Genomic DNA, 17,603 nt, shown 5'->3' with positions numbered 1-17,603 from the left:
CGTTACCCCTTGATCCAGTCGAGTAGGTCAAAGACCTCGCCAAAGGGTGGGAACACCCCCAGCAGCTCGAAGAAAATGACGTGGAATACCAGCGGGCAGATCACCACCGACAGCGCCAGACCGAGCCAGCTGCGCACACCGAACATGTAGAGGACGATGGGGGCGACTATGCCCGTTGGCAGCAGATAGCCAAACCAGCGGAACGACTGCTGATAGATCAAGGCGATCAGGAACAAGCTGATGATTTCGAACGTGGCGGCGTGGTCGGTCTTGTCTTCGCCCGATGCGGTCTGTTGCGACGCACCCAGGATCATCAGACCTGACAGCACCAACAGGGCAAGGCTTGCGGAAAAGGGCACGATCCCGGCCCAGGTGTCACCGGGTGTGGCACCGGGGACTTGCCAGGCGCCCCACAGGGCCACCAGCGAAATCGCGGTCAGAACCAACCCTTCGGCATATGCACGCATGGTATCCTCCGTCAGTCAGAAAGAAATCGACCGGGCCGTTTTGGCGGCCCGGTCGTGAGTGGAGTTTACTTGCTCAGGCCTTCGACGAGCGGCGTAGCGTCTGCCTTCATCGCGGTCAGGCCCGCCTTGGCATCCGCACCGTTCTGATAGACCGGACCGGTGCCACGCGACGCCAGCAGTTCGGCGAACTCGGGCTTGGCAGCGATCTCGGCCAGGGCGGCCTCCATCGCGGCGACAACTTCGGCCGGGGTGTCTTTCGGAGCAAACACGATCACCGGCGAGGAGACGGCGGCGAAAGGAATACCCAGCTCACCAAAAGCGGGGACGTCCTTCATGATGGTGTCGCGGTCCTGGCTGTTGACGGCCAGAGCGCGCAGCTGTTCTTCGAAACCGGCCAGCTGCTGAACACCCAGGAAGCCAAAGTCAGCCTGCGAACCGATCAGAGCGGCACGGGTCGGTCCACCCCCTTTGAAGGGAACGTCTTGGGCTTCGATGTCGTTGTTGGCCAGGAAGCCCAGACCGCCAACGTGGTGGAACCCACCGCGGCCCGAATGTGCCCAACGCAAGCTACCGGGGTTGGCCTTGGCCGCGTCGATCACGTCCTGAACCGACTGGAACGGGCTGTCTTTGGGCACCATCAGCGAGGTGCGGAGCTGACCAACCTGAGCAACGAACTGAAAGCTGTCCAGCGCGTCGATCTTGGTGTCGCGGGTCATGGTCGACAGCAGGAACGAACCGCCCGATGTCATCATCATGGTGTAGCCGTCAGGACGCGCACCCACGACCGAGTTCGCACCGTTCAGGCCGCCCGAGCCGGGCTTGTTCACAACAACGACCGGCACATCCAACACGCCCTCGGCTGCGGCCGAAATAGCGCGGGCATAAGCGTCGGTTCCGCCGCCGGCCTTGTAGGGCACAACCAGGTTGATGGGGCGCTTGGGCCAATCCGCAGCCAGGCTGGCAGTCGCGGAAACGGTCAGTGCGATGGTGGCGGCAACGGCGCCAATCAGAGTTCTGCGTTTCATGAGGGTCCTCCCAAATTAGATCGTATTCACACTACGGGAGATGGTCGTTTGCAAAAAATGCAAAGATGTTTCATACTCTTGCAAAATTCGAAAGCTTTGCAGATGAACATCAAGGCTCTTCGCGCCTTTCGCACCACCCTGTCCGAGGGGTCCCTGACCGCTGCGTCCGAGATTATGCACCTGAGCCAACCGGCGATCAGCCGACTTATCTCGGGGCTTGAGGCGGAACTCAAGCTGACCCTCTTTGATCGCAGCGGGCGGGCACTCACCCCAACACCAGAGGGCATGTCATTCTACCGCGAGGCCGGGCGCATTCTGGACAATCTCGACGAGGTGCCCCGCATCGCCGCCGAAATACGTGCCGGTCGATCCGAAAGCCTGCGGATCGTGACCATGCCGCGCATCGCGCAGGCCGTGACCATTCCGGCGATTGCCAGGTTCATGAAGGAATACCCCGAAGTCAACGTGAGCCTGGATGTGCGCAGCCGCCGGGATTCAGGCAAATGGTTGGCCGGGCGCGCCTATGACATCGGGGTCGGCGCCCTACCCGTCCAGCACCCCGGCATCCGAACACAGGCCCTGATCCGAGTGCGCGGGCAAGCGGTTTTGCCGTTGGGTCATCCCCTGTCCAATCGCGCCGAGGTCACAGCCGAAGATTTGGTGGACGAACCTGTCATCCGTCTGATGCATGGTCTGCTGCTGCGCGAACAGCTGGATGACATCTTCAGCTCGGCCGGAGTGTCGCCCAAGCAATCGGTCGAGGTTGCCTCGTCCCAGACCGCATGTGGCTTGGTGGCTGCCGGGGCCGGCGTCACCATCGCGGATGAGTTGAGCGCGGCAGAAATCCGGCCTGGGCTTGTCGATCTGGTGCCGCTGAGCCCGGCGCGCTGGATGACTTTTGGCATTCTCGACCCGGTGGCCCAGAAATCGTTCAAAGCGCTCGAAGATTTCAAGGCGATCCTGTCGGAACATACCGCTACACTGGCCGATAACAGCCCAACCCTGGCGGTTGCGTGAACCCCGGAGCATAGAGCACATGTCAGCCCTGTTGATCGTCTATCACTCGCGCACCGGCGGCAGTCGGCAGATGGCCGAAGCCGCCTATGACGCGGCCAAGGATGAAACACACACGGTTTTGAAAGAGGCCAGCCAGGCAAGACCAGAGGATGTTCTGGCCGCCTCGGGTTACATCTTTTGCGCACCGGAAAACCTGGCGACCATGTCGGGGATCATGAAGGACTTCTTTGACCGTTGTTACTATCCAGTTCTGGGCCAAATCGAGGGGCGCGCCTATGCCCAGATGATCTGTGCCGGATCAGATGGACAGGGCGCCGTGCGCCAAATCGCTCGTATTGCCCAAGGCTGGCGTCTGAACGAGGTGCAACCCGCGATCATCCTGTGCACCCACGCCCAAACCCCCGAGGCCATATTGGCCCCGAAGGTTCTGAGCGACGATCAGCTGGCCCCGTGCCGAGACCTGGGTCAGGCGCTTGGGGCTGGGCTCAGCATGGGGGTGTTCTGATCGCTCACTCGGCGGCGGCGGCATCGGGTTTTGCCCAGTCGTCCCATTCCGTGCCTGCTGTATAGACTGGACCGCTCCAATCGAACGGCACCTGATGGATGATGGTATCATCGCCATTGATCAACAGTACGAAATACCCCGGCTCCATCGGCGCGCCTTGCAGCAGCTCTGCCTCGTTCAAATCCGGGATCGACTGGTTCCCGGTCGAGGGCACGCTGGCAAATTGCACGCCGGCATAGCGCCCATGGATCGGCGCGTGGACATGGCCGAAATGAACATAGTCGATGCGATCAGAGAACTCTTCGAGCAGCGCGCGAAAGCCGGGCCGGTCTTCGGCCACCAGGGCGATCTTGTCCTCGGCTGGCAGACCAAGCTCCATCGGGTTGTGATGCAGGAAAATCCGGGCGCGGTCACACCCCTCAAGCTCGGCCCGCAGCCAGTTGCGGCGCTTGGCACAGAAATGGCCTGCATGGGTCTTGTCACCGACGCTGTCGAGATAGATGAACCGGACACCATCGATCGTTTCAGCATGGTTGACGAAACCATTCGCGTCTACGGGGTGTTCTGGGAAAACCGCACGGAACGTGGCGCGATCATCGTGGTTGCCGATCATCAGACAAACTGGAACAGGCGCCCCCGCGACAGCAGCCTTAAGCGCTTCATACGCGCCCTCTTCGCCCCAATGGGTCAGGTCGCCGGTGATGACGATACGCGCGGCATCAGGATGGTTTCTGGCCACATCAGCCAAGGCGCGGGCGAACCGGGCATGCGGATCAAGCCCGCCCATCTCTTCGCCGGGGAGGGTCAGGTGGATGTCCGAGATATGGATGATTTTCATAGGAAGTCCTGAAATTGAAACGGTCGCCCGCAAAATCACGGGCGACCGATGATCGAATTAGCCGTTGGGCAGCAGATCGGCGACTTCTTCGACCATCTCTTGCTGCAGTTCTTTCATATCGGTGGCGTCACCGGTCACGATGCGCTCGATCCCGTCATAGATCACCTGGGTGATCGCCAGACCGTTGTCACCCGGATAGGCCAGCCAGTCGCGCAGCAGCGGCAGCTGATCAACAGCAGTCTGCTTGTTGGGGTTCTGGTCATAGAAGTCGGCCAGGATCACCTCGTTCGCCGCCTTGTTGGGTGGCATGTAGCCGGTGGTTTTGGCGACCTCGGCTGCACCTTCACCGCTGGTGATGAATTTGAGCCAGGCCCAGGCCGCTTCCTGTACTTTCGGGTCATCCGAGGTCGAGGTCAGCATCGCGGCGTTGCCACCTGCAGGCAGACCCTTGGGGGTTTCGCCCATACCGGGGAACGGGCCGGTTTTCAGATCGAACTCGCCCTGCGAGCGTTCCACGGCACCCAGAGCGGAGGTCGACCAGAACATCATGCCGATCTCACCCGCCGAGAACGAAGACAGCGCGGCTTTCCATTCCAGGTTCTGCATTTCGCATTTGGTGAAGATGTCCTGCATCTGCTCCAGCGCCGCCAGAGCTTCGGGGCTGTCCAGCGTCACGCGACCCTGGTCGACGATGGCCTTGTCCTGGCTCCACATCAGGGCCTGCATGAACCAGTTGCCGGTGATGTTCCAACCCCAGAACATCGGGTTTTTGGTGCCATTGGCCTTCATGGTTTCACAAGCAGCGATGACATCGTCCCAGGTGGTTGGAAGCTTTTCGATGCCAGCCTCTTTCAGAACATCCATGTTGTAATACCCAACCGGCAGCGAGACCGAGAACGGCAAACCGTGGACGTCATCGCCAAAGGTCGATAACGACAGCATTGCGTCGTGATAACCTTCTTTGGCAAAGTCCGCTTCTTTCTCGATGAAGGGTTCCAGCGACTTGGCGATGCCCTTGTCGACCAGGATCTGCTGACGGTTCAGACCCTGCATGGTTACGTCTGGCAGGTTGCCCGAAACAGATTCCCGCAGAATGGTGTTGGTACCGTCCTCATAAGATTCGTAGGTGGCGCGGAACTTGATCTCGACATTCGGGTGCGTCTTTTCAAAGGCGGGCATCATCGCCTCATACGTCACATCGAACAGGTGGCTGTAGGGATAGGCAAACTCGACCGTGACTTTGTCTTGGGCGAAGGCGGCGCTGGCGGTCAGGGCCAGGGCCATTGCGGTGGCAGTCAGTTTCATGAAAGATGTCCTCTCTTGCCGGGTCTTGGAGCCAGAAGTTTGCAGACGGGCGGCTCCGGGGTTCATCCCTGTTGGGATCTTGGGTTGGGCGTGCCCTTATCGGGCACGCCCGGTTTCATTTCATGCCACTCAGGGTGATCCCTTCGATGAAGCGCCGTTGCGCGATCAGGAAGGCGACGATCAGCGGCGTGACGATCACGGTGGCAGTGGCCATCATCGGGCCAAAGAAACTGCCATCCCCGTCACCTTTGAATTCGCGCAGGCCAAGCGGCGGGGTGAACAGATCGCGGTTGCCGGTGACCACGATGCGTGGCCAGAAATAGTCGTTCCAATGGGCAACGATGGAAAAGATGGCAAAGGCCAGTAGCGCCGGGATCGCTGTGGGCAGCATGACGCGCCAGACGATCGCGAACTCTCCCATCCCGTCCATGCGGGCGGCGTCGATCAAGTCATCCGGCACGGTCATAAAGAACTGCCGCATCAGGAAGATGCCAAAGGCCGAGATCGTCCAGGGCACCACCAGCGCGGCATAGGTGTTCGTCAACCCCAGCTTGGCCAGCAGGATGTAAAGCGGCAGCGCAATGGCATGCACGGGGATCAGCAGGCAGAAGAGCACCAGCCCAAACACCGCCTCGCGCCCCCAGAACTTGAGCTTGGCGAGCGCATAGGCCGCAGGCAGCGCTACCACGACCTGCAACAGGAAAATCGACACGGTGACGATCACGCCGTTGAGCAGATAGCGCAGCAGCGGCGCCTCGGTGAAGGCTTTGGAATAGTTGAAGACCACTGGGCGCATCGAGCAATCCGCCTCAGCTTCGGTCACCAGAGCGTCACCGATCTGCCGTGCACTTTGGCCGGGGAACCGGTCCGCAGCAGCGGCGATATCTTCACGACTGGGGTCACGCAAGGCAACGCAGCGCGGATCAACCATCAGCTCTTGCCGCCCGAAAAAGCCGCCCTCGCCCCGGTCAATCTCTCCCGGCGATTTGAACGAATAGCTGACCATCATGTAGAACGGCGCGATGACGACGATCACACCCAGGATCAGGATCAGATGTTTCCACCAGTCGCGGGTCATCAGTAGTGCACCTTTCGCTCGACCAGCCAGCGCTGGATCAGGGTGAGGAACATGACAAAGATCAGGAACAGGACAGTGATGGCCGAGCCGATGCCGATCAGGTTCTGCTGCACGCCCTTTTCAAAAATGGCGAACATCATCACGTAGGTGGATTTGTTGGGACCGCCGCCCTGGGGCCAGAACGCCTCGATCGTGTCGAACACCTGAAAGGCGCGGATACAGCTGATGGTGACGACAAAGACGGTGGTGGGGCCAAGCGCGGGCCATGTGACCAGGCGGAACCGCTCCCACGCCGATTTGGCGCCATCCATTTCCGCCGCGTGATAGAGTTCGCGGTGAACGCCCGTCAGCCCCGCAAGATAAAGCACCATGTTAAAGCCAAAGCCTTGCCAGATGCCGATGAAGCAGATCACCCAGATCGCATAGCGCTTGTCCCCCAGCCAGACCGGAAAGCCATCGGCACAACCGGTGGCCATGAAAGGCCAGATCGCCTCGACCACCGTACCGCAGCCCATCTCAAGCGTCCGATTGATCATACCGATGGACGGGTGCAGCATGAACTCCCACGCGATCGCCATCGCCAGCAAGGTTGCCATAACCGGCAGGAAATAGATGGTTTTGTAAATCTCGCGGAATCGGCCAAGCGAGTTGATCAGCAGTGCCGCACCCAATCCCAGCCCGACCGAGATCGGGACCACCGTCACCACATAGGTGAACGTCGCGACGAACATCTTTTCATAAGTCGACCGCGAAAACAGCCGATCATAATTCTTGGCCCCGACCCAGTCGAAGCTGTCGTTGCCAAGCGAGTAGTTGGTGAAGGACAGGACCAGCGCGACCATCACCGGCAGCAACAGGATCGCCACCATCAGGATCAAGGCAGGTGCCGTCAGCGACCAGGCCGCGCGGCGTTCCTGCGCCTGCGCGTTGTTGGTGATCGAAGGGGGCGTTGTGTCTAGGGCCGCCATGTTATGCCACCTCAGCCGCGGTGCGGGTAGCGATTTGGATGTTGCGGACGCGGTGGCCGTTTCCGTCAAACACCAACGCCGCCGAGGCGTCGAACCCCAGACTCACCTGCGCACCCATACGCAAGGATGCGCGCTGTGCCGGGGTAGCGCGCAGGGTGATCCGGTTTTCCAACCCTGGAACGTCGATCTGCACAAACACCTCAGAACCCAGGTTTTCTGAATGCACCACCGTGCCACGCAGAACCGCGTTTTCGGTCGCCAGATGCAGGGCTTCGGGCCGCAGGCCAAGCGACACCGCCCCGTCGATCCGGGTTGCGCTGCGCAGGCCCAATCCCTGCTCGAACAGGAACAGCTGGCCCTCGGCTTCTTGGGTCAGTGGCAGGATGTTGATCTTGGGAGACCCGATGAACTCAGCCACCTCGATAGTGTCAGGGTCGTCATAAACCACCTCGGGCGTGTCACATTGCAGGATGCGGCCACCCATCATGACAGCAATCCGATCGGACATGGTCATCGCCTCGACCTGATCGTGGGTCACATAGATGAAGGTTGCGTTCAGACTTCGGTGCAGTTGCGCAATCTCGACCCGTGTCTGCACCCGCAGTTTGGCGTCCAGGTTCGACAGCGGCTCGTCCAGCAGAAAGGCCGCAGGATCCCGTACCAATGCACGGCCAAGGGCGACCCGCTGGCGTTGCCCGCCTGACAGCTGCCCCGGTTTGCGATCCAGGAGATGCGCGATTTCCAATCTTTCAGCGGCGGTACGAATGTCTTGCGAAATCGTGTTCCCCTGCGCCCGTGAACCCGGCATGAACCGACCGACCAATGGCAGGCGCTGCCCGGCTGTCAGCCGCCGCATTCGCAGCGGCACGGCGATGTTTTCGGCCACACTCAGATGCGGGTAAAGCGCATAAGACTGAAACACCATCGACAGGTTGCGATCCGCTGCCCGCAGGCCGGCAACCGATTGCCCCGCGATCTTGATGTCGCCCGAGGTCTGCTCTTCAAGCCCTGCGATGATTCGGAGCAAGGTGGATTTGCCACAGCCCGAGGGGCCAACCAGCGAGACAAACTCGCCATCAGCAACGTCCAGCGACACGCCTTTGAGCACCTCGACCTCGTCAAACCGTTTGGTGACGTTTTCTATGTTCAACCCGGCCACAGCGTTTCCCTCAGTTGTTTGGAGGCTTTTTACGCAGGCGGTCTCTCACTTTTGTGACGTCATATTAGTGAGACTAATGGTGTCTATGGCTGCCCCCGAAAGGGAGGTCTCATGCGCGCCAATCACCATCAATTCGTGGCCTTTGCCTATGTCGTGCGCGAAGGCAGCTTTTCTGCCGCCGCCGCCCGGTTGGGCGTGACGCAATCGGCGGTGACCCAGCATGTCGCCAAGCTGGAAAAGCAGGTCGGCACGCCCCTGTTGCTGCGCAGCCGGGACGGGGTGTCACTGACCCGCACGGGGCAGGAGTTCTATGACTTGGCCGACCGGCTGGTGGCGCTCGAAGGGACGATTTCGGAACGGCTGCAGGGGTTCGAGGCGATGGCGCGCGGGCACATCAAGATCATCGCCAACGCTCCTTTGCCGGCACTCAAGGCGATCAGCCAGTTCCACCGCGCCCACCCGGACGTCGAGATCGATTTTGCCCTTCACGCCTGGACCACCGCCTCGCGGCTGCTGCGCGAGAGGCGGGCAGACGTCGGGCTAATCACCGATCCACCGCCGACCGACGATTGGGACAAGGTGGTCGTGCAAAAGGTGCGCTATGCGGCTTACCTGCCACCCAATTCGCCTTTTGCGGCACGGACGTCGCTGTCCTTGCACGAATTGGCAACGGATACAGTCATCCTGCCAGAGGCAGGCTCGCTCACCGAACGGGTGGTACGCCAGGCGCAAGCCCGACACGTCGTGGTGTTCCCCCGCACCATCCGCATGACCACGTTTCCGCTGATGTGCGAAGCAGTGCTGCAAGGCGCAGGTATAGCGATCTTTCTTAGCAACAGCGGGCTGATCTCCCGCGGGCTGATCGAGGTGCCCATCGTCGAGATGCCCGAAACCCATGAAACCGCGATCGTCGCTCCCAAAGACCGCGCCCGGTTGCGCCTTGTGGCCGCCTTCATCGACATCGCAGCAGCCTCGGCACTGGACTAGAGCTCAGGGGTCCTCCCGCCCGTCGTCAATGTTTCTGACGAAACATCTCCTCCCGTTGGGCCAGGCTCATGCGGGCTTTGCCCGCATGAGCCTGGCCCCCCCTGCCGTCCGCAGGACGCAAAGCCGCAAGGCGGCGCAGTTTGGACGGGTTGCGGGGGCAGAACTAGCCAAACATCCGCTTTTTGCGCGCTCGGGTCTCTGCCGTCGCCTCGGGCGAGCCATCGTGGAAAGTTCCGAACCACCGATCCCAAGGCATTTCCTGGTTGCCGTAGTTGCACTCGTAATACCGGTGATGCAGCTGGTGATAGAAGGTGCCCAAGGCCAACTTGCGTTTGTCCTTGATCAGCAGATCCTCATATCCGGCGTGGCTCATCGCGGCGCCCGGACCCTGGAACACGATGTGGAAGTACAGGTGGATCGGGTGCGACGCGACAACCCAGTGAACGCACAGCGTGGTCAGATAGATAAAGTGCTCGACCGGGTGCATCGAGAACCCCGACCACGGACCAATGTTCACGTTGCGGTGGTGCAGACTGTGAACCCGCTTGTACAGGAAGGGCTGATGCAACAAGCGATGCACCCAGTAGAAGTGGAACGCCGACCACATCGGGATGATCACCAGCCAGGCCAGGAACCACACCGGGTTTTCTGCAAACGTGATCACCGGCGCATAGCCGTTTGCCATCAACCACATGGTGACCACCTGAAACCCGGTCAGTTGGAATACGCCTGAGCCCAGTGACCAGAACATGTTGTCTTTCACCTGATCGCTGAAATCCCAAAGCTTGTTGTTCTTGCCCTGATCCCGACGCTCGAACTTGAGCTTTTTGCCCTGCCCTTTGCGGATGTAAAAATACCAGTGCAGGCCACCGGCAACGGCAAAGATCATCACAAAGTTGATCACGTAGATCTGCGCGATCCAGCCGATGGCAAAGCTCTGCGCGGTTTCAAGCGACGGGTAGAAAAAGTACCACAGCGCCACTGCAAGGATCGCCATCAGAACACGCTCGCTGAGCGTCAACCAATTGCGGGCCAGCCAGCCAATCAGATAGGCCGGATTGGGCGGCCACTGAAAAATCGACGGGTCCTTGAGCGGCAGATCCGGGTGATAGTTCCACTCGCGGCTCATATCTTGCATCTGTTCACCCGCTGATGGGGCGGACATCTGGTCCAGGCTGGGTGTCGTATCGGTCATTTTGGCTCCTCCTCTTTGGCCAAAACATCAGAGTTCGCGCGACAAAAGCGCGTCTTCGAACGGGTAGCGCGACAGGCAGACCGCGCCGGTTTCAGTGATCAGATATTGGTCTTCCAGCTTGACGCCTTCGTATCCGCCAAGCTTGCCGACATAGCTTTCGACGCAGATGACCATGCCTGGCTCCAACGCGCCGTCATAATGGAACTGCTCGTCCGCGGGGTAGTAGATCACCGGGTATTCATCGGCCATGCCAAGCCCATGCATCATGCAAGGGTAGGTTTGGTCGTTGTAGCCATCGGGCTGGCAATAGCGCTGCTCGATCAGCTCACTGAACGAGATACCGGGACGCAGCAAAGCGCCGTTATGCGTCACCTCGTTATGGGCGTATTGATACAGGCGGCACTGTTCATCCGTCGGGCGCCCCGGCCCGCAATGATAGGCGCGGCTGATGTCGGCGCCATAGCTCCACGGCCCCACCATGCCGCAATCAAACACAACCAGATCGCCTGCGCGAATGGTGCGGCTGCTGGCCTCTTGCTGCCAGGGGTTAGTGCGCTCACCGGACGCCAGCAGGCGATAGTCGATCCACTCACCGCCGCCTTCGATATTGGCGGCCCACATGTGGGACCAAAGCTCTTGTTCCGTGATGCCGTTGACCAGATTGTTACGCATCCGGGTCATGCCATCCTCGGCCACCGCGATGGTCTGGTTCATGCACAGGATCTCTTCGGGGCTTTTGATCTTGCGGGCATGGGCCAGCGCCTCGCCCGCATCGACCAATGTCAGCCCCGCCTGTTCCAACGCCATATGCGGCAGGGGCGCTGTGCGCTCGACGCCCACGCGCGTTTCCCCGCCACAATGCTCATCCACCAAGGCCTTCATCTGGGCGGCCCACTTGGTACACCATTCCTGATGGCGATAGCCCGCAAACATGTAGCTGAGCGGCAAAAGATCATCGCGGATCTCGTCGATGGTTTCGAGCTGCGCGCCGGTTTCACGACCCGGCTCACTATCGAAATAGATCACCGGCCCCTCGGCAGGCAGAAACAGATAGCCCGCGTGAATATGCATCTGAAACAGCGTGCAGTTGCGCACGCCCGTCGCATATCTGATCGACAGCGGATCGGTCAGGATCACTGCCGCCATCCCATGGGCCTTCATCTGCTCGCGCAGCCGGTTCTGGCGATAGCGCCGCATCCTTGGCACATCGATCATGCCTTCGGTATCGGTCAACTGCATCGGCGGCGTTTTCCACGCGGCCTGTTCCAGCGTCAGCGGCTGCGGTTTGGCGGCAAAGGTGCGTGTATAATCGGTGGCGTCGTTCATTGGTGCAACGTCGTCCATTTATCCAGTGCTTCACAAAGTTTGTCGTGTTCACCCGCAGACATCGCGATCGAGATCGCCGGATCAGGGAAAGCACCGCCTTTGACGGCCTCGCCATAAGCCTGCAGAGCCCGGCGGCGTTCCGCTTCCAGCTCTTTACGTATCTCGCCAACCCGACCAAAGGCCTTGGCGTGGCGGGGCGGGTTGTCCACATCGCCGCAAATGTCTTCCATGAACATAAAGATCACATCACCGCCCGACCCCGATCCAATAGAGTGGGTCACAAGGCTGGTGCGTTTGCTGATTTCGCTTAACGCTTCGGCTGCGACGCATTCCATTTCAACCGCATAGGCCCCGGCATCCTGAAGACGGCGTACATCATCCATCAGCACCATCGCCTCGTCTGCAGTTTTGGCAATGCCGCGCAAACCGCCGACAAGCGTGGACTTTCGCGGCACCAGCCCCAAATGCCCCTGCACAGCAAGCCCTTCATGCGCCAGCATTTCCACATTGCGCAGCCCGCGCGGGGTATAGATGGCATCCGACCCAGCCGCCGCCGCTGCGATCGCAGTGCGCAGGATGTCGTCAGGGGTGGGGTGTTCGCTCATCATCACGGCAGAGGTGACAAACGTGTTCGGGGCCCCGGCGCGCACTTCGTGAATGTCTTCGGCCACAATAGACAGGTGATCAACGCCCATCTCTTCGCAGGCGGCGGCCTCATTTCGGTTGACCGACGTCACCTGAGTCATTTTGCGGCCCGCCACCTTGTTGGCCCGGATGTCGGCCACAGTCAGGTTTCGCGTCGCCGGAAAGCCGCCAAATGTATAGATGTTCTTCATTGTAGTACCTTGATATCACTGGTGGAGCGGTTGCCATTTGGCGAGCGCCTCGTGCAGTTTTTCTTGTTCGCCTGGCAGCATGCCCACCGTGTGTTCAGCATCCGGGAACGCGCCGGATTGCACATCGGTCCGGAACCCGGTCAGCGACTTGTCACGTTCGGCAGTCAGTTGTTTGCGGATCGACCGGACGTCGCCCCAGGCCTTGGCGTGGCGCGGCGGGTTTTCGACGTCGCCACAGATGTCTTCCATGAAGGAAAAGATGATGTCGCCACCTGATCCCGCACCAATTGAATGGGTCAGCAGCGAGGTCTTGTGGTTGATCGCCTGCAACGCCTCAACCGCGACGCATTCGACCTCGACCGCTGCAGCGCCTGCATCCTCGTACCGGCGCATCCAGTCGAGCAGTTTCATTGCCTCCTCAGCTGTCTTGCCAAAGGTCTTCAATCCCCCTGTTAGGGTCGATTTTCTTGGCACCAGGCCCACATGGCCCTGCACCGCCAGCCCCTCGTTCGCGATCAGTTCGACAATACCCATCCCACGAGGCGTAAAGATCGCATCGGCGCCCTTTTCAGCGGCCTTCATCGCTGCCGTCAGGCATTCCTGCGGCTCGAAATACTGGCACATGGTTTGGCTGGACGTGATGAAGGTATGCGGTGCCCCGGCTCGCACCGCATCATAGTCCAGATCAGAAATGGTGATCATATCGATCCCCATCTCTTCGCAGGCGCGCGCCTCGTCCCCATTGATGGCCGAGACCTGGGTCATCTTGACCCCGGCGACCTTGTTCCGGCGCAGGCAGTCGATGGTCAGGTTGCGGCGCGCGGGTTGGCCACCGTATGTATAGATGTTTTTCATGCGTCTTCGTCCATAGCTGCCAGATAAATGTCGTGGAAATGGCGCATCGCGTGTTCCGAAATGTCGTGCGCATCTGGGTCGGTGACGTACCAGCCCTGCTTGAACCCGCGCTGATGCATCCCGCGTTGAACGTTTTCACAAAGCTCCCGATCCTCGGCCGATACGATGTTGGTCGACCACTCCGCCCGCTCGGCAGACCGTGCGGCCATATCCGGGTCAGTGGGTTCAGGCGTCGTGAGTGAGAGCGAACGCCGCTCGGTCAGGTCGGGCCTGACGGGATCAAACCGTGAGGCATAGAAGCCGCGCGCACCAGGGAATTGGCCAAAGATGGTGTTGGGGAACAGGAACCAGAATTGCCCGTCCAAAACGTCGTGTTCCAGATCCAGCCGGAACGCCTCATTCTTGGTTTTGCGGGCGGTTGGGGCGTGTTGATAGGTATAGTTCTGATACAGCTCGAACCGGTTTTCAGCGATGTTCATCATGTCATCGAACGAATGATGCGCCGGACCGCAGTGATGACATTCGAGATAGTTGTCGAGCATCACCTTCCAGTTGGATTTGCAGGTGTAGGTGTGGCCGTAAGCGCTGTCGCCTTCGATCAACAGGTCGGGCAGCTCCGGGATGCGCTCCAGCATCTGCGCCTCTAGCCCCGGTGCGAACTCTCCCAGGCTGGGCGCGTTGTCATCCAGATTCACAAACAAAAATCCGGCCAGAGATTCGACCCTAACATGGGACAAACAAACCTCGGCCCGCGCGGGAGCATCGGTTCCATCGCGCTTGGGCATGCCGCGCAGATTGCCATCCAGCCCAAAGGTCCAGGCGTGATAAGGACAGGTCAGAACCGCCTTCTTACCGCTCCCCTCAACCAGTTGATGCCCCCGGTGCGGGCAGACATTGTAGAAGGCGCGCACCTCACCTTCGCGATCCCGCACAAGGAAAATGTTTTGATCAAACAGCGACAGGGTGATGAACTGCCCCGCCTCAGCCAGCTGCGTTTCGTGCCCGGCCAACTGCCAGCTGCGCAGCATCAATTCGCGGTCAGCCTCTAGCGATTGGACAGACGTGTAGTGTCGGGCGGCGAGGGTGCGCGCCCGGGGGGTGGCGGTATCCAACATGGGATGTCCTTTCTGGCTTGGCGGCTAACGCCACTTAGCTGGCGTAGTCAGACCCTTCTGCGTCCAGGATCGCTTTCATCTCACGCATATGCGCTTCGGCCTGGCTTGGATAATCCTCAAGCTCTTGCGCGGTCTTCTCGGCGATTTCATCGCTGAGCACCCGCAGCTTTTGGCCGGTTTGCAGGGCGCGAATGTATGTCTCGGCCGCGCGCTCGAAATAATAGAGCCGGTTGAACGCATCTGCCGCGTCACTGCCGATCACCAGAACGCCATGATTTCCCATGATCATGACCTTTTTCTTTGGGTCGTTCAGCATCGAGGCACAGCGTTCCCCTTCGCTTTCGAACGCCAAGCCGCCGAACTCTTCATCAATCACATAGCGGTTGTAGAAGGTCGCGGTGTTCTGATCGATCGGGAGGATGTTGCTGTCAGCCAGCGAAGCCAGAACCGTGGCGTGGATCGAATGCACATGCATCACACAGCGCGCATGCGGGCAGTGGCGATGGATCGAGCCATGCAGCCCCCACGCGGTAGGATCAGGCGCACCGGGCATATCCATCGTGTTCGGATCATTTGCATCCAGCAGCAACAGGTTCGAGGCTTTGACCCTGCTGAAATGCATCTGGTTCGGGTTCATCAGGAACTGCGTGCCGTCTTCATTCACGGCAAGACTGAAGTGGTTGGCCACAGCCTCGTGCATGTCCAACTTGACGGTCCAGCGAAAGGCCGCCGCCATATCAACCCGCTCGGACCAGTGATCCATGTTGGGTCGCAGATTTGTCACGCTCATCGCCGATTCTCCCTGATGCCGAGGCGGTGTCCCTAGGTGAGCAAGAACCTGCATCCGGGACTTGCATTTGACCAACGAAAAAAACAAAGCTATCCCATTAGTGTTACTAATGGCAGAGTTATGCATATGCAGAAACCCCTCCCCCCATTGGGCTGGCTTCGCACGTTCGAGGCCGCAGCGCGCCACCTGTCGTTCACCGGTGCCGCGCGTGATTTGAACATGACGCAAAGCGCGGTCAGCCAGCAGATCAAATCGCTTGAGGGGCACCTGGGGCGTCCGCTGTTTCATCGCCGCCCCCGGGCGTTGGAGTTGACGGAAACCGGCATCACCTATCTGCCGGTGGTGCGCGAGGCGTTTCGGACCCTGGTTCGGGGGACCCAAGCTGTGGTCGGGGATCAGGTAAATGCGGTGCAGGTGCAATCAAACATCACCTTTGCCGTGAATTGGCTTGCGCCAAAGCTGCCCCGGTTTCGCGCGCTGCATCCGGACGTTCAACTGAACATCTTCACCGAGCTTTGGGAGCCACGAGAAATGGCCGAAGGCGCAGCCGTCGAAATCCGCTATTCTTTGCGACCCGCGGATACGGTCCGGACAGAGTTGCTGCGGACCGATCACTACTATCCGGTGTGCGCGCCAGGGTATTCTGTGACATTGGATAATGTGCAGGATCAACCGCTCTATGATTGCTCGAACCTGTTGTCGAATTGGTCGAACTGGGCCGAAGATCAGGGTCTAAAGTGGGGAAGTCCGCCGATCACATATGCCACGACCTATATGGTCAGCCTGTCCGTGGCGATGGCCGGAGGAGGGCTGTGTCTGGCCCATGACACGATCGTGCGCGGATTGATTGACGAGGGCCGCCTGATCGCGCCCTTTGCGCATCGCGCGGCCATGCCCGAAGCCTACTATCTGCTGCTGTCACCCCAAGCCGAAGAAAACCCCGGTGCCATCGCCTTTACCAATTGGTTGAGGTCCGAGATATCGGCTGAAGTGTCTCCCTGATCCACAAGCCCTCCCGCCCGTCGTCGATGTTCCTGACGGAACACCTCCTCCCGTTGGGCCGGGCAGGCGCGTGCTTTGCCCGCGCCTGCCCGGCCCCCTGCCGTTCGCAGGACGCGTGACCGCAAGGTCGCGCCACTTGGCAATTGTTCAAACTAACTTTTGGGTCTGCTTGGAACCCAAGCGTACCCATCAGCGCAAAGGATATACGCTTCGCGCAGCCCATGTGGTTTGTCTGTCGCAACTTGCAAAACCGTGGACCCAAAAGCCTCGGCCCGTTGCACGGCCTCATCCGGGTCGCTGTCATAAAGGCGAATTTCCATTCCTGCCCCGCGCGGTGGATTTTCCGGCAAAAGATTCAGCAACGGGTTCGCGTGATAGGTGCCGTCGCTATGCAGCTGAAATACCTGGTCGCCGTAGGTCACGATGGCAAAATCCGCTGTCACCTGATGGCTGCGCATCCCGAACACCTCCGCTAGAAAGGCGCATTTCGCCTGCACATCCCGCACCAACAGGTTCAGCCCGATCCCTTTGAGCGACCGACCGAATGCATCAGCATCCACCGTTTCATAGTCCATGACATGCCTCCCCTTCTGCCCCTCGATGAGAGCGAAAAGAGCGTCAACTCACAAGGAGATTTCCAACCGGATTGCGGCTTATTCCGGCAGCCGGTGCCCCAATTCGTCGATCAGCAGCGCGCCATCTTCCTTGGCCCAAGGCGCGGGCGGCCAATTGTCCAGCAGATCCAGGATTGCACCAGACGGGCGGCAGAGCTTTACCCCGTTGGCGCAGGCCACGATGGGGCGGTTCACCAGAACCGGATGCTCCAACATCGCATCAAGCAGTGCGGCGTCCGAGACGGACGGATCGAGCAACCCAAGCTCTTCGGTCGGGGATTTGCTCGTGCGCAGGGCCTGGCGCGGCGTGATGCCAGCGGCGGCAAATAACGCCTGCAGTTGTGGGCGGGTCCAGCCGGTGTCCAGATACTCGACCACGACCGGATCATAGCCAGCGTCGCGGATGATTTGCAGCACATTGCGCGAGGTGCCGCAGGCGGGGTTGTGATGAATGACGATTTCCATGGGACCCTATACCCGACCAGATGTAACCCTTTCATGATACCGCGACGGGAGGGGTT

19 protein-coding genes are annotated in these 17,603 nt (G+C 60.0%); 4 read left to right on the top strand and 15 right to left on the bottom strand.

All coding sequences use genetic code 11. From position 1 onward, the window contains the following. Positions 1–2: 2 nt before the first annotated feature. Both TRL7639_RS20630 and TRL7639_RS20625 read right to left on the bottom strand, forming a co-directional pair. Entirely contained in the window at positions 3–467 is a 465-nt protein-coding gene (locus TRL7639_RS20630; RefSeq protein ID WP_085797790.1) for a tripartite tricarboxylate transporter TctB family protein, read from the bottom strand. A 65-nt stretch (positions 468–532) separates the two neighbouring features. Further along, the gene (locus tag TRL7639_RS20625) at positions 533–1,492 is read right to left on the bottom strand and encodes a Bug family tripartite tricarboxylate transporter substrate binding protein (protein WP_085797789.1); all 960 of its coding nucleotides are present in this window, start codon (positions 1,490–1,492) and stop codon (positions 533–535) included. 102 nt (positions 1,493–1,594) lie between these two features. Here TRL7639_RS20625 and TRL7639_RS20620 point away from each other — a divergent pair, with 102 nt between their 5' ends. Then, the gene (locus TRL7639_RS20620; RefSeq protein WP_165759859.1) at positions 1,595–2,509 is read left to right on the top strand and encodes a LysR family transcriptional regulator; all 915 of its coding nucleotides are present in this window, start codon (positions 1,595–1,597) and stop codon (positions 2,507–2,509) included. Positions 2,510–2,528: 19 nt separating this feature from the next. Continuing rightward, a complete protein-coding gene (locus TRL7639_RS20615) occupies positions 2,529–3,014 on the top strand; it encodes a flavodoxin family protein (protein ID WP_085797787.1) in 486 nt (161 codons plus the stop codon). A gap of 4 nt (positions 3,015–3,018) precedes the next feature. Here TRL7639_RS20615 and TRL7639_RS20610 read toward each other — a convergent pair whose 3' ends face one another. The 5 genes from TRL7639_RS20610 to TRL7639_RS20590 all read right to left on the bottom strand — a co-directional run bounded on the left by TRL7639_RS20610 (position 3,019) and on the right by TRL7639_RS20590 (position 8,362). Then, on the bottom strand, positions 3,019–3,852 hold the full coding sequence (locus TRL7639_RS20610; RefSeq protein WP_085797786.1) for a phosphodiesterase: 834 nt from the start codon (positions 3,850–3,852) through the stop codon (positions 3,019–3,021). Between the two features lie 57 nt (positions 3,853–3,909). Beyond that, entirely contained in the window at positions 3,910–5,157 is a 1,248-nt protein-coding gene (locus TRL7639_RS20605; RefSeq protein ID WP_085797785.1) for an ABC transporter substrate-binding protein, read from the bottom strand. A 115-nt stretch (positions 5,158–5,272) separates the two neighbouring features. Then, positions 5,273–6,235 (bottom strand): carbohydrate ABC transporter permease, encoded by a 963-nt coding sequence (locus TRL7639_RS20600; protein ID WP_085797784.1) that lies wholly within the window; start codon positions 6,233–6,235, stop codon positions 5,273–5,275. Further along, a complete protein-coding gene (locus TRL7639_RS20595; protein WP_085797783.1) occupies positions 6,235–7,203 on the bottom strand; it encodes a carbohydrate ABC transporter permease in 969 nt (322 codons plus the stop codon). The genes TRL7639_RS20600 and TRL7639_RS20595 overlap by 1 nt, the downstream gene beginning before the upstream one ends. Position 7,204: 1 nt before the next feature. Beyond that, complete coding sequence (locus tag TRL7639_RS20590; protein ID WP_085797782.1) at positions 7,205–8,362, bottom strand: ABC transporter ATP-binding protein; 1,158 nt, start codon at positions 8,360–8,362, stop codon at positions 7,205–7,207. A gap of 111 nt (positions 8,363–8,473) precedes the next feature. On the opposite strand from TRL7639_RS20590, the gene TRL7639_RS20585 reads away from it, so the two are divergent. Further along, the gene (locus TRL7639_RS20585) at positions 8,474–9,349 is read left to right on the top strand and encodes a LysR family transcriptional regulator (RefSeq protein ID WP_085797781.1); all 876 of its coding nucleotides are present in this window, start codon (positions 8,474–8,476) and stop codon (positions 9,347–9,349) included. A 163-nt stretch (positions 9,350–9,512) separates the two neighbouring features. Here TRL7639_RS20585 and TRL7639_RS20580 read toward each other — a convergent pair whose 3' ends face one another. From TRL7639_RS20580 to TRL7639_RS20555, 6 genes are read right to left on the bottom strand one after another with little or no spacing between them, the layout of a single operon-like run. Further along, the gene (locus tag TRL7639_RS20580; RefSeq protein ID WP_085797780.1) at positions 9,513–10,544 is read right to left on the bottom strand and encodes a sterol desaturase family protein; all 1,032 of its coding nucleotides are present in this window, start codon (positions 10,542–10,544) and stop codon (positions 9,513–9,515) included. 27 nt (positions 10,545–10,571) lie between these two features. Then, positions 10,572–11,888: a M24 family metallopeptidase gene (locus tag TRL7639_RS20575; RefSeq protein WP_085797779.1), complete on the bottom strand. Its 1,317-nt coding sequence runs from the start codon at positions 11,886–11,888 to the stop codon at positions 10,572–10,574. Continuing rightward, positions 11,867–12,706 carry a 3-methyl-2-oxobutanoate hydroxymethyltransferase gene (locus tag TRL7639_RS20570; protein WP_085797778.1) on the bottom strand — a complete coding sequence of 280 codons (840 nt, stop codon included), beginning with the start codon at positions 12,704–12,706 and terminating at the stop codon, positions 11,867–11,869. Before TRL7639_RS20570 ends, TRL7639_RS20575 begins: the two co-directional genes overlap by 22 nt. Positions 12,707–12,721: 15 nt before the next feature. Continuing rightward, the gene (locus TRL7639_RS20565) at positions 12,722–13,561 is read right to left on the bottom strand and encodes a 3-methyl-2-oxobutanoate hydroxymethyltransferase (protein ID WP_085797777.1); all 840 of its coding nucleotides are present in this window, start codon (positions 13,559–13,561) and stop codon (positions 12,722–12,724) included. Then, a complete protein-coding gene (locus TRL7639_RS20560; protein WP_085797776.1) occupies positions 13,558–14,676 on the bottom strand; it encodes an aromatic ring-hydroxylating oxygenase subunit alpha in 1,119 nt (372 codons plus the stop codon). The genes TRL7639_RS20565 and TRL7639_RS20560 overlap by 4 nt, the downstream gene beginning before the upstream one ends. 34 nt (positions 14,677–14,710) lie before the next feature. Next, the gene (locus tag TRL7639_RS20555; protein WP_085797775.1) at positions 14,711–15,466 is read right to left on the bottom strand and encodes a class II aldolase and adducin N-terminal domain-containing protein; all 756 of its coding nucleotides are present in this window, start codon (positions 15,464–15,466) and stop codon (positions 14,711–14,713) included. Positions 15,467–15,592: 126 nt separating this feature from the next. Between TRL7639_RS20555 and TRL7639_RS20550 the strand changes: the two genes are divergently transcribed. Then, positions 15,593–16,468, top strand: coding sequence for a LysR family transcriptional regulator (locus TRL7639_RS20550; RefSeq protein WP_085797774.1), 876 nt, complete (start codon positions 15,593–15,595; stop codon positions 16,466–16,468). Positions 16,469–16,620: 152 nt separating this feature from the next. Here TRL7639_RS20550 and TRL7639_RS20545 read toward each other — a convergent pair whose 3' ends face one another. Together TRL7639_RS20545 and arsC are read right to left on the bottom strand one after the other, a co-directional pair. After that, positions 16,621–17,043 carry a VOC family protein gene (locus tag TRL7639_RS20545; RefSeq protein WP_085797773.1) on the bottom strand — a complete coding sequence of 141 codons (423 nt, stop codon included), beginning with the start codon at positions 17,041–17,043 and terminating at the stop codon, positions 16,621–16,623. A 78-nt stretch (positions 17,044–17,121) separates the two neighbouring features. Next, positions 17,122–17,547 (bottom strand): arsenate reductase (glutaredoxin), encoded by a 426-nt coding sequence (gene arsC, locus TRL7639_RS20540; protein ID WP_085797772.1) that lies wholly within the window; start codon positions 17,545–17,547, stop codon positions 17,122–17,124. Positions 17,548–17,603 lie beyond the last annotated feature (56 nt).

Source organism: Falsiruegeria litorea R37, from assembly GCF_900172225.1.
In the GTDB taxonomy this organism is placed as follows: Bacteria; Pseudomonadota; Alphaproteobacteria; order Rhodobacterales; family Rhodobacteraceae; genus Falsiruegeria; species Falsiruegeria litorea.
This window is presented reverse-complemented; position numbering and strand designations above follow the sequence as displayed.

Coding starts and splice junctions, on each gene's coding strand:
- TRL7639_RS20630 (WP_085797790.1), bottom strand. CDS start 467: ATGCGTGCATATGCCGAAGGGTTGGTTCTGACCGCGATTTCGCTGGTG.
- TRL7639_RS20625 (WP_085797789.1), bottom strand. CDS start 1,492: ATGAAACGCAGAACTCTGATTGGCGCCGTTGCCGCCACCATCGCACTG.
- TRL7639_RS20620 (WP_165759859.1), top strand. CDS start 1,595: ATGAACATCAAGGCTCTTCGCGCCTTTCGCACCACCCTGTCCGAGGGG.
- TRL7639_RS20615 (WP_085797787.1), top strand. CDS start 2,529: ATGTCAGCCCTGTTGATCGTCTATCACTCGCGCACCGGCGGCAGTCGG.
- TRL7639_RS20610 (WP_085797786.1), bottom strand. CDS start 3,852: ATGAAAATCATCCATATCTCGGACATCCACCTGACCCTCCCCGGCGAA.
- TRL7639_RS20605 (WP_085797785.1), bottom strand. CDS start 5,157: ATGAAACTGACTGCCACCGCAATGGCCCTGGCCCTGACCGCCAGCGCC.
- TRL7639_RS20600 (WP_085797784.1), bottom strand. CDS start 6,235: ATGACCCGCGACTGGTGGAAACATCTGATCCTGATCCTGGGTGTGATC.
- TRL7639_RS20595 (WP_085797783.1), bottom strand. CDS start 7,203: ATGGCGGCCCTAGACACAACGCCCCCTTCGATCACCAACAACGCGCAG.
- TRL7639_RS20585 (WP_085797781.1), top strand. CDS start 8,474: ATGCGCGCCAATCACCATCAATTCGTGGCCTTTGCCTATGTCGTGCGC.
- TRL7639_RS20580 (WP_085797780.1), bottom strand. CDS start 10,544: ATGACCGATACGACACCCAGCCTGGACCAGATGTCCGCCCCATCAGCG.
- TRL7639_RS20575 (WP_085797779.1), bottom strand. CDS start 11,888: ATGGACGACGTTGCACCAATGAACGACGCCACCGATTATACACGCACC.
- TRL7639_RS20570 (WP_085797778.1), bottom strand. CDS start 12,706: ATGAAGAACATCTATACATTTGGCGGCTTTCCGGCGACGCGAAACCTG.
- TRL7639_RS20565 (WP_085797777.1), bottom strand. CDS start 13,561: ATGAAAAACATCTATACATACGGTGGCCAACCCGCGCGCCGCAACCTG.
- TRL7639_RS20560 (WP_085797776.1), bottom strand. CDS start 14,676: ATGTTGGATACCGCCACCCCCCGGGCGCGCACCCTCGCCGCCCGACAC.
- TRL7639_RS20555 (WP_085797775.1), bottom strand. CDS start 15,466: ATGAGCGTGACAAATCTGCGACCCAACATGGATCACTGGTCCGAGCGG.
- TRL7639_RS20550 (WP_085797774.1), top strand. CDS start 15,593: ATGCAGAAACCCCTCCCCCCATTGGGCTGGCTTCGCACGTTCGAGGCC.
- TRL7639_RS20545 (WP_085797773.1), bottom strand. CDS start 17,043: ATGGACTATGAAACGGTGGATGCTGATGCATTCGGTCGGTCGCTCAAA.
- arsC (WP_085797772.1), bottom strand. CDS start 17,547: ATGGAAATCGTCATTCATCACAACCCCGCCTGCGGCACCTCGCGCAAT.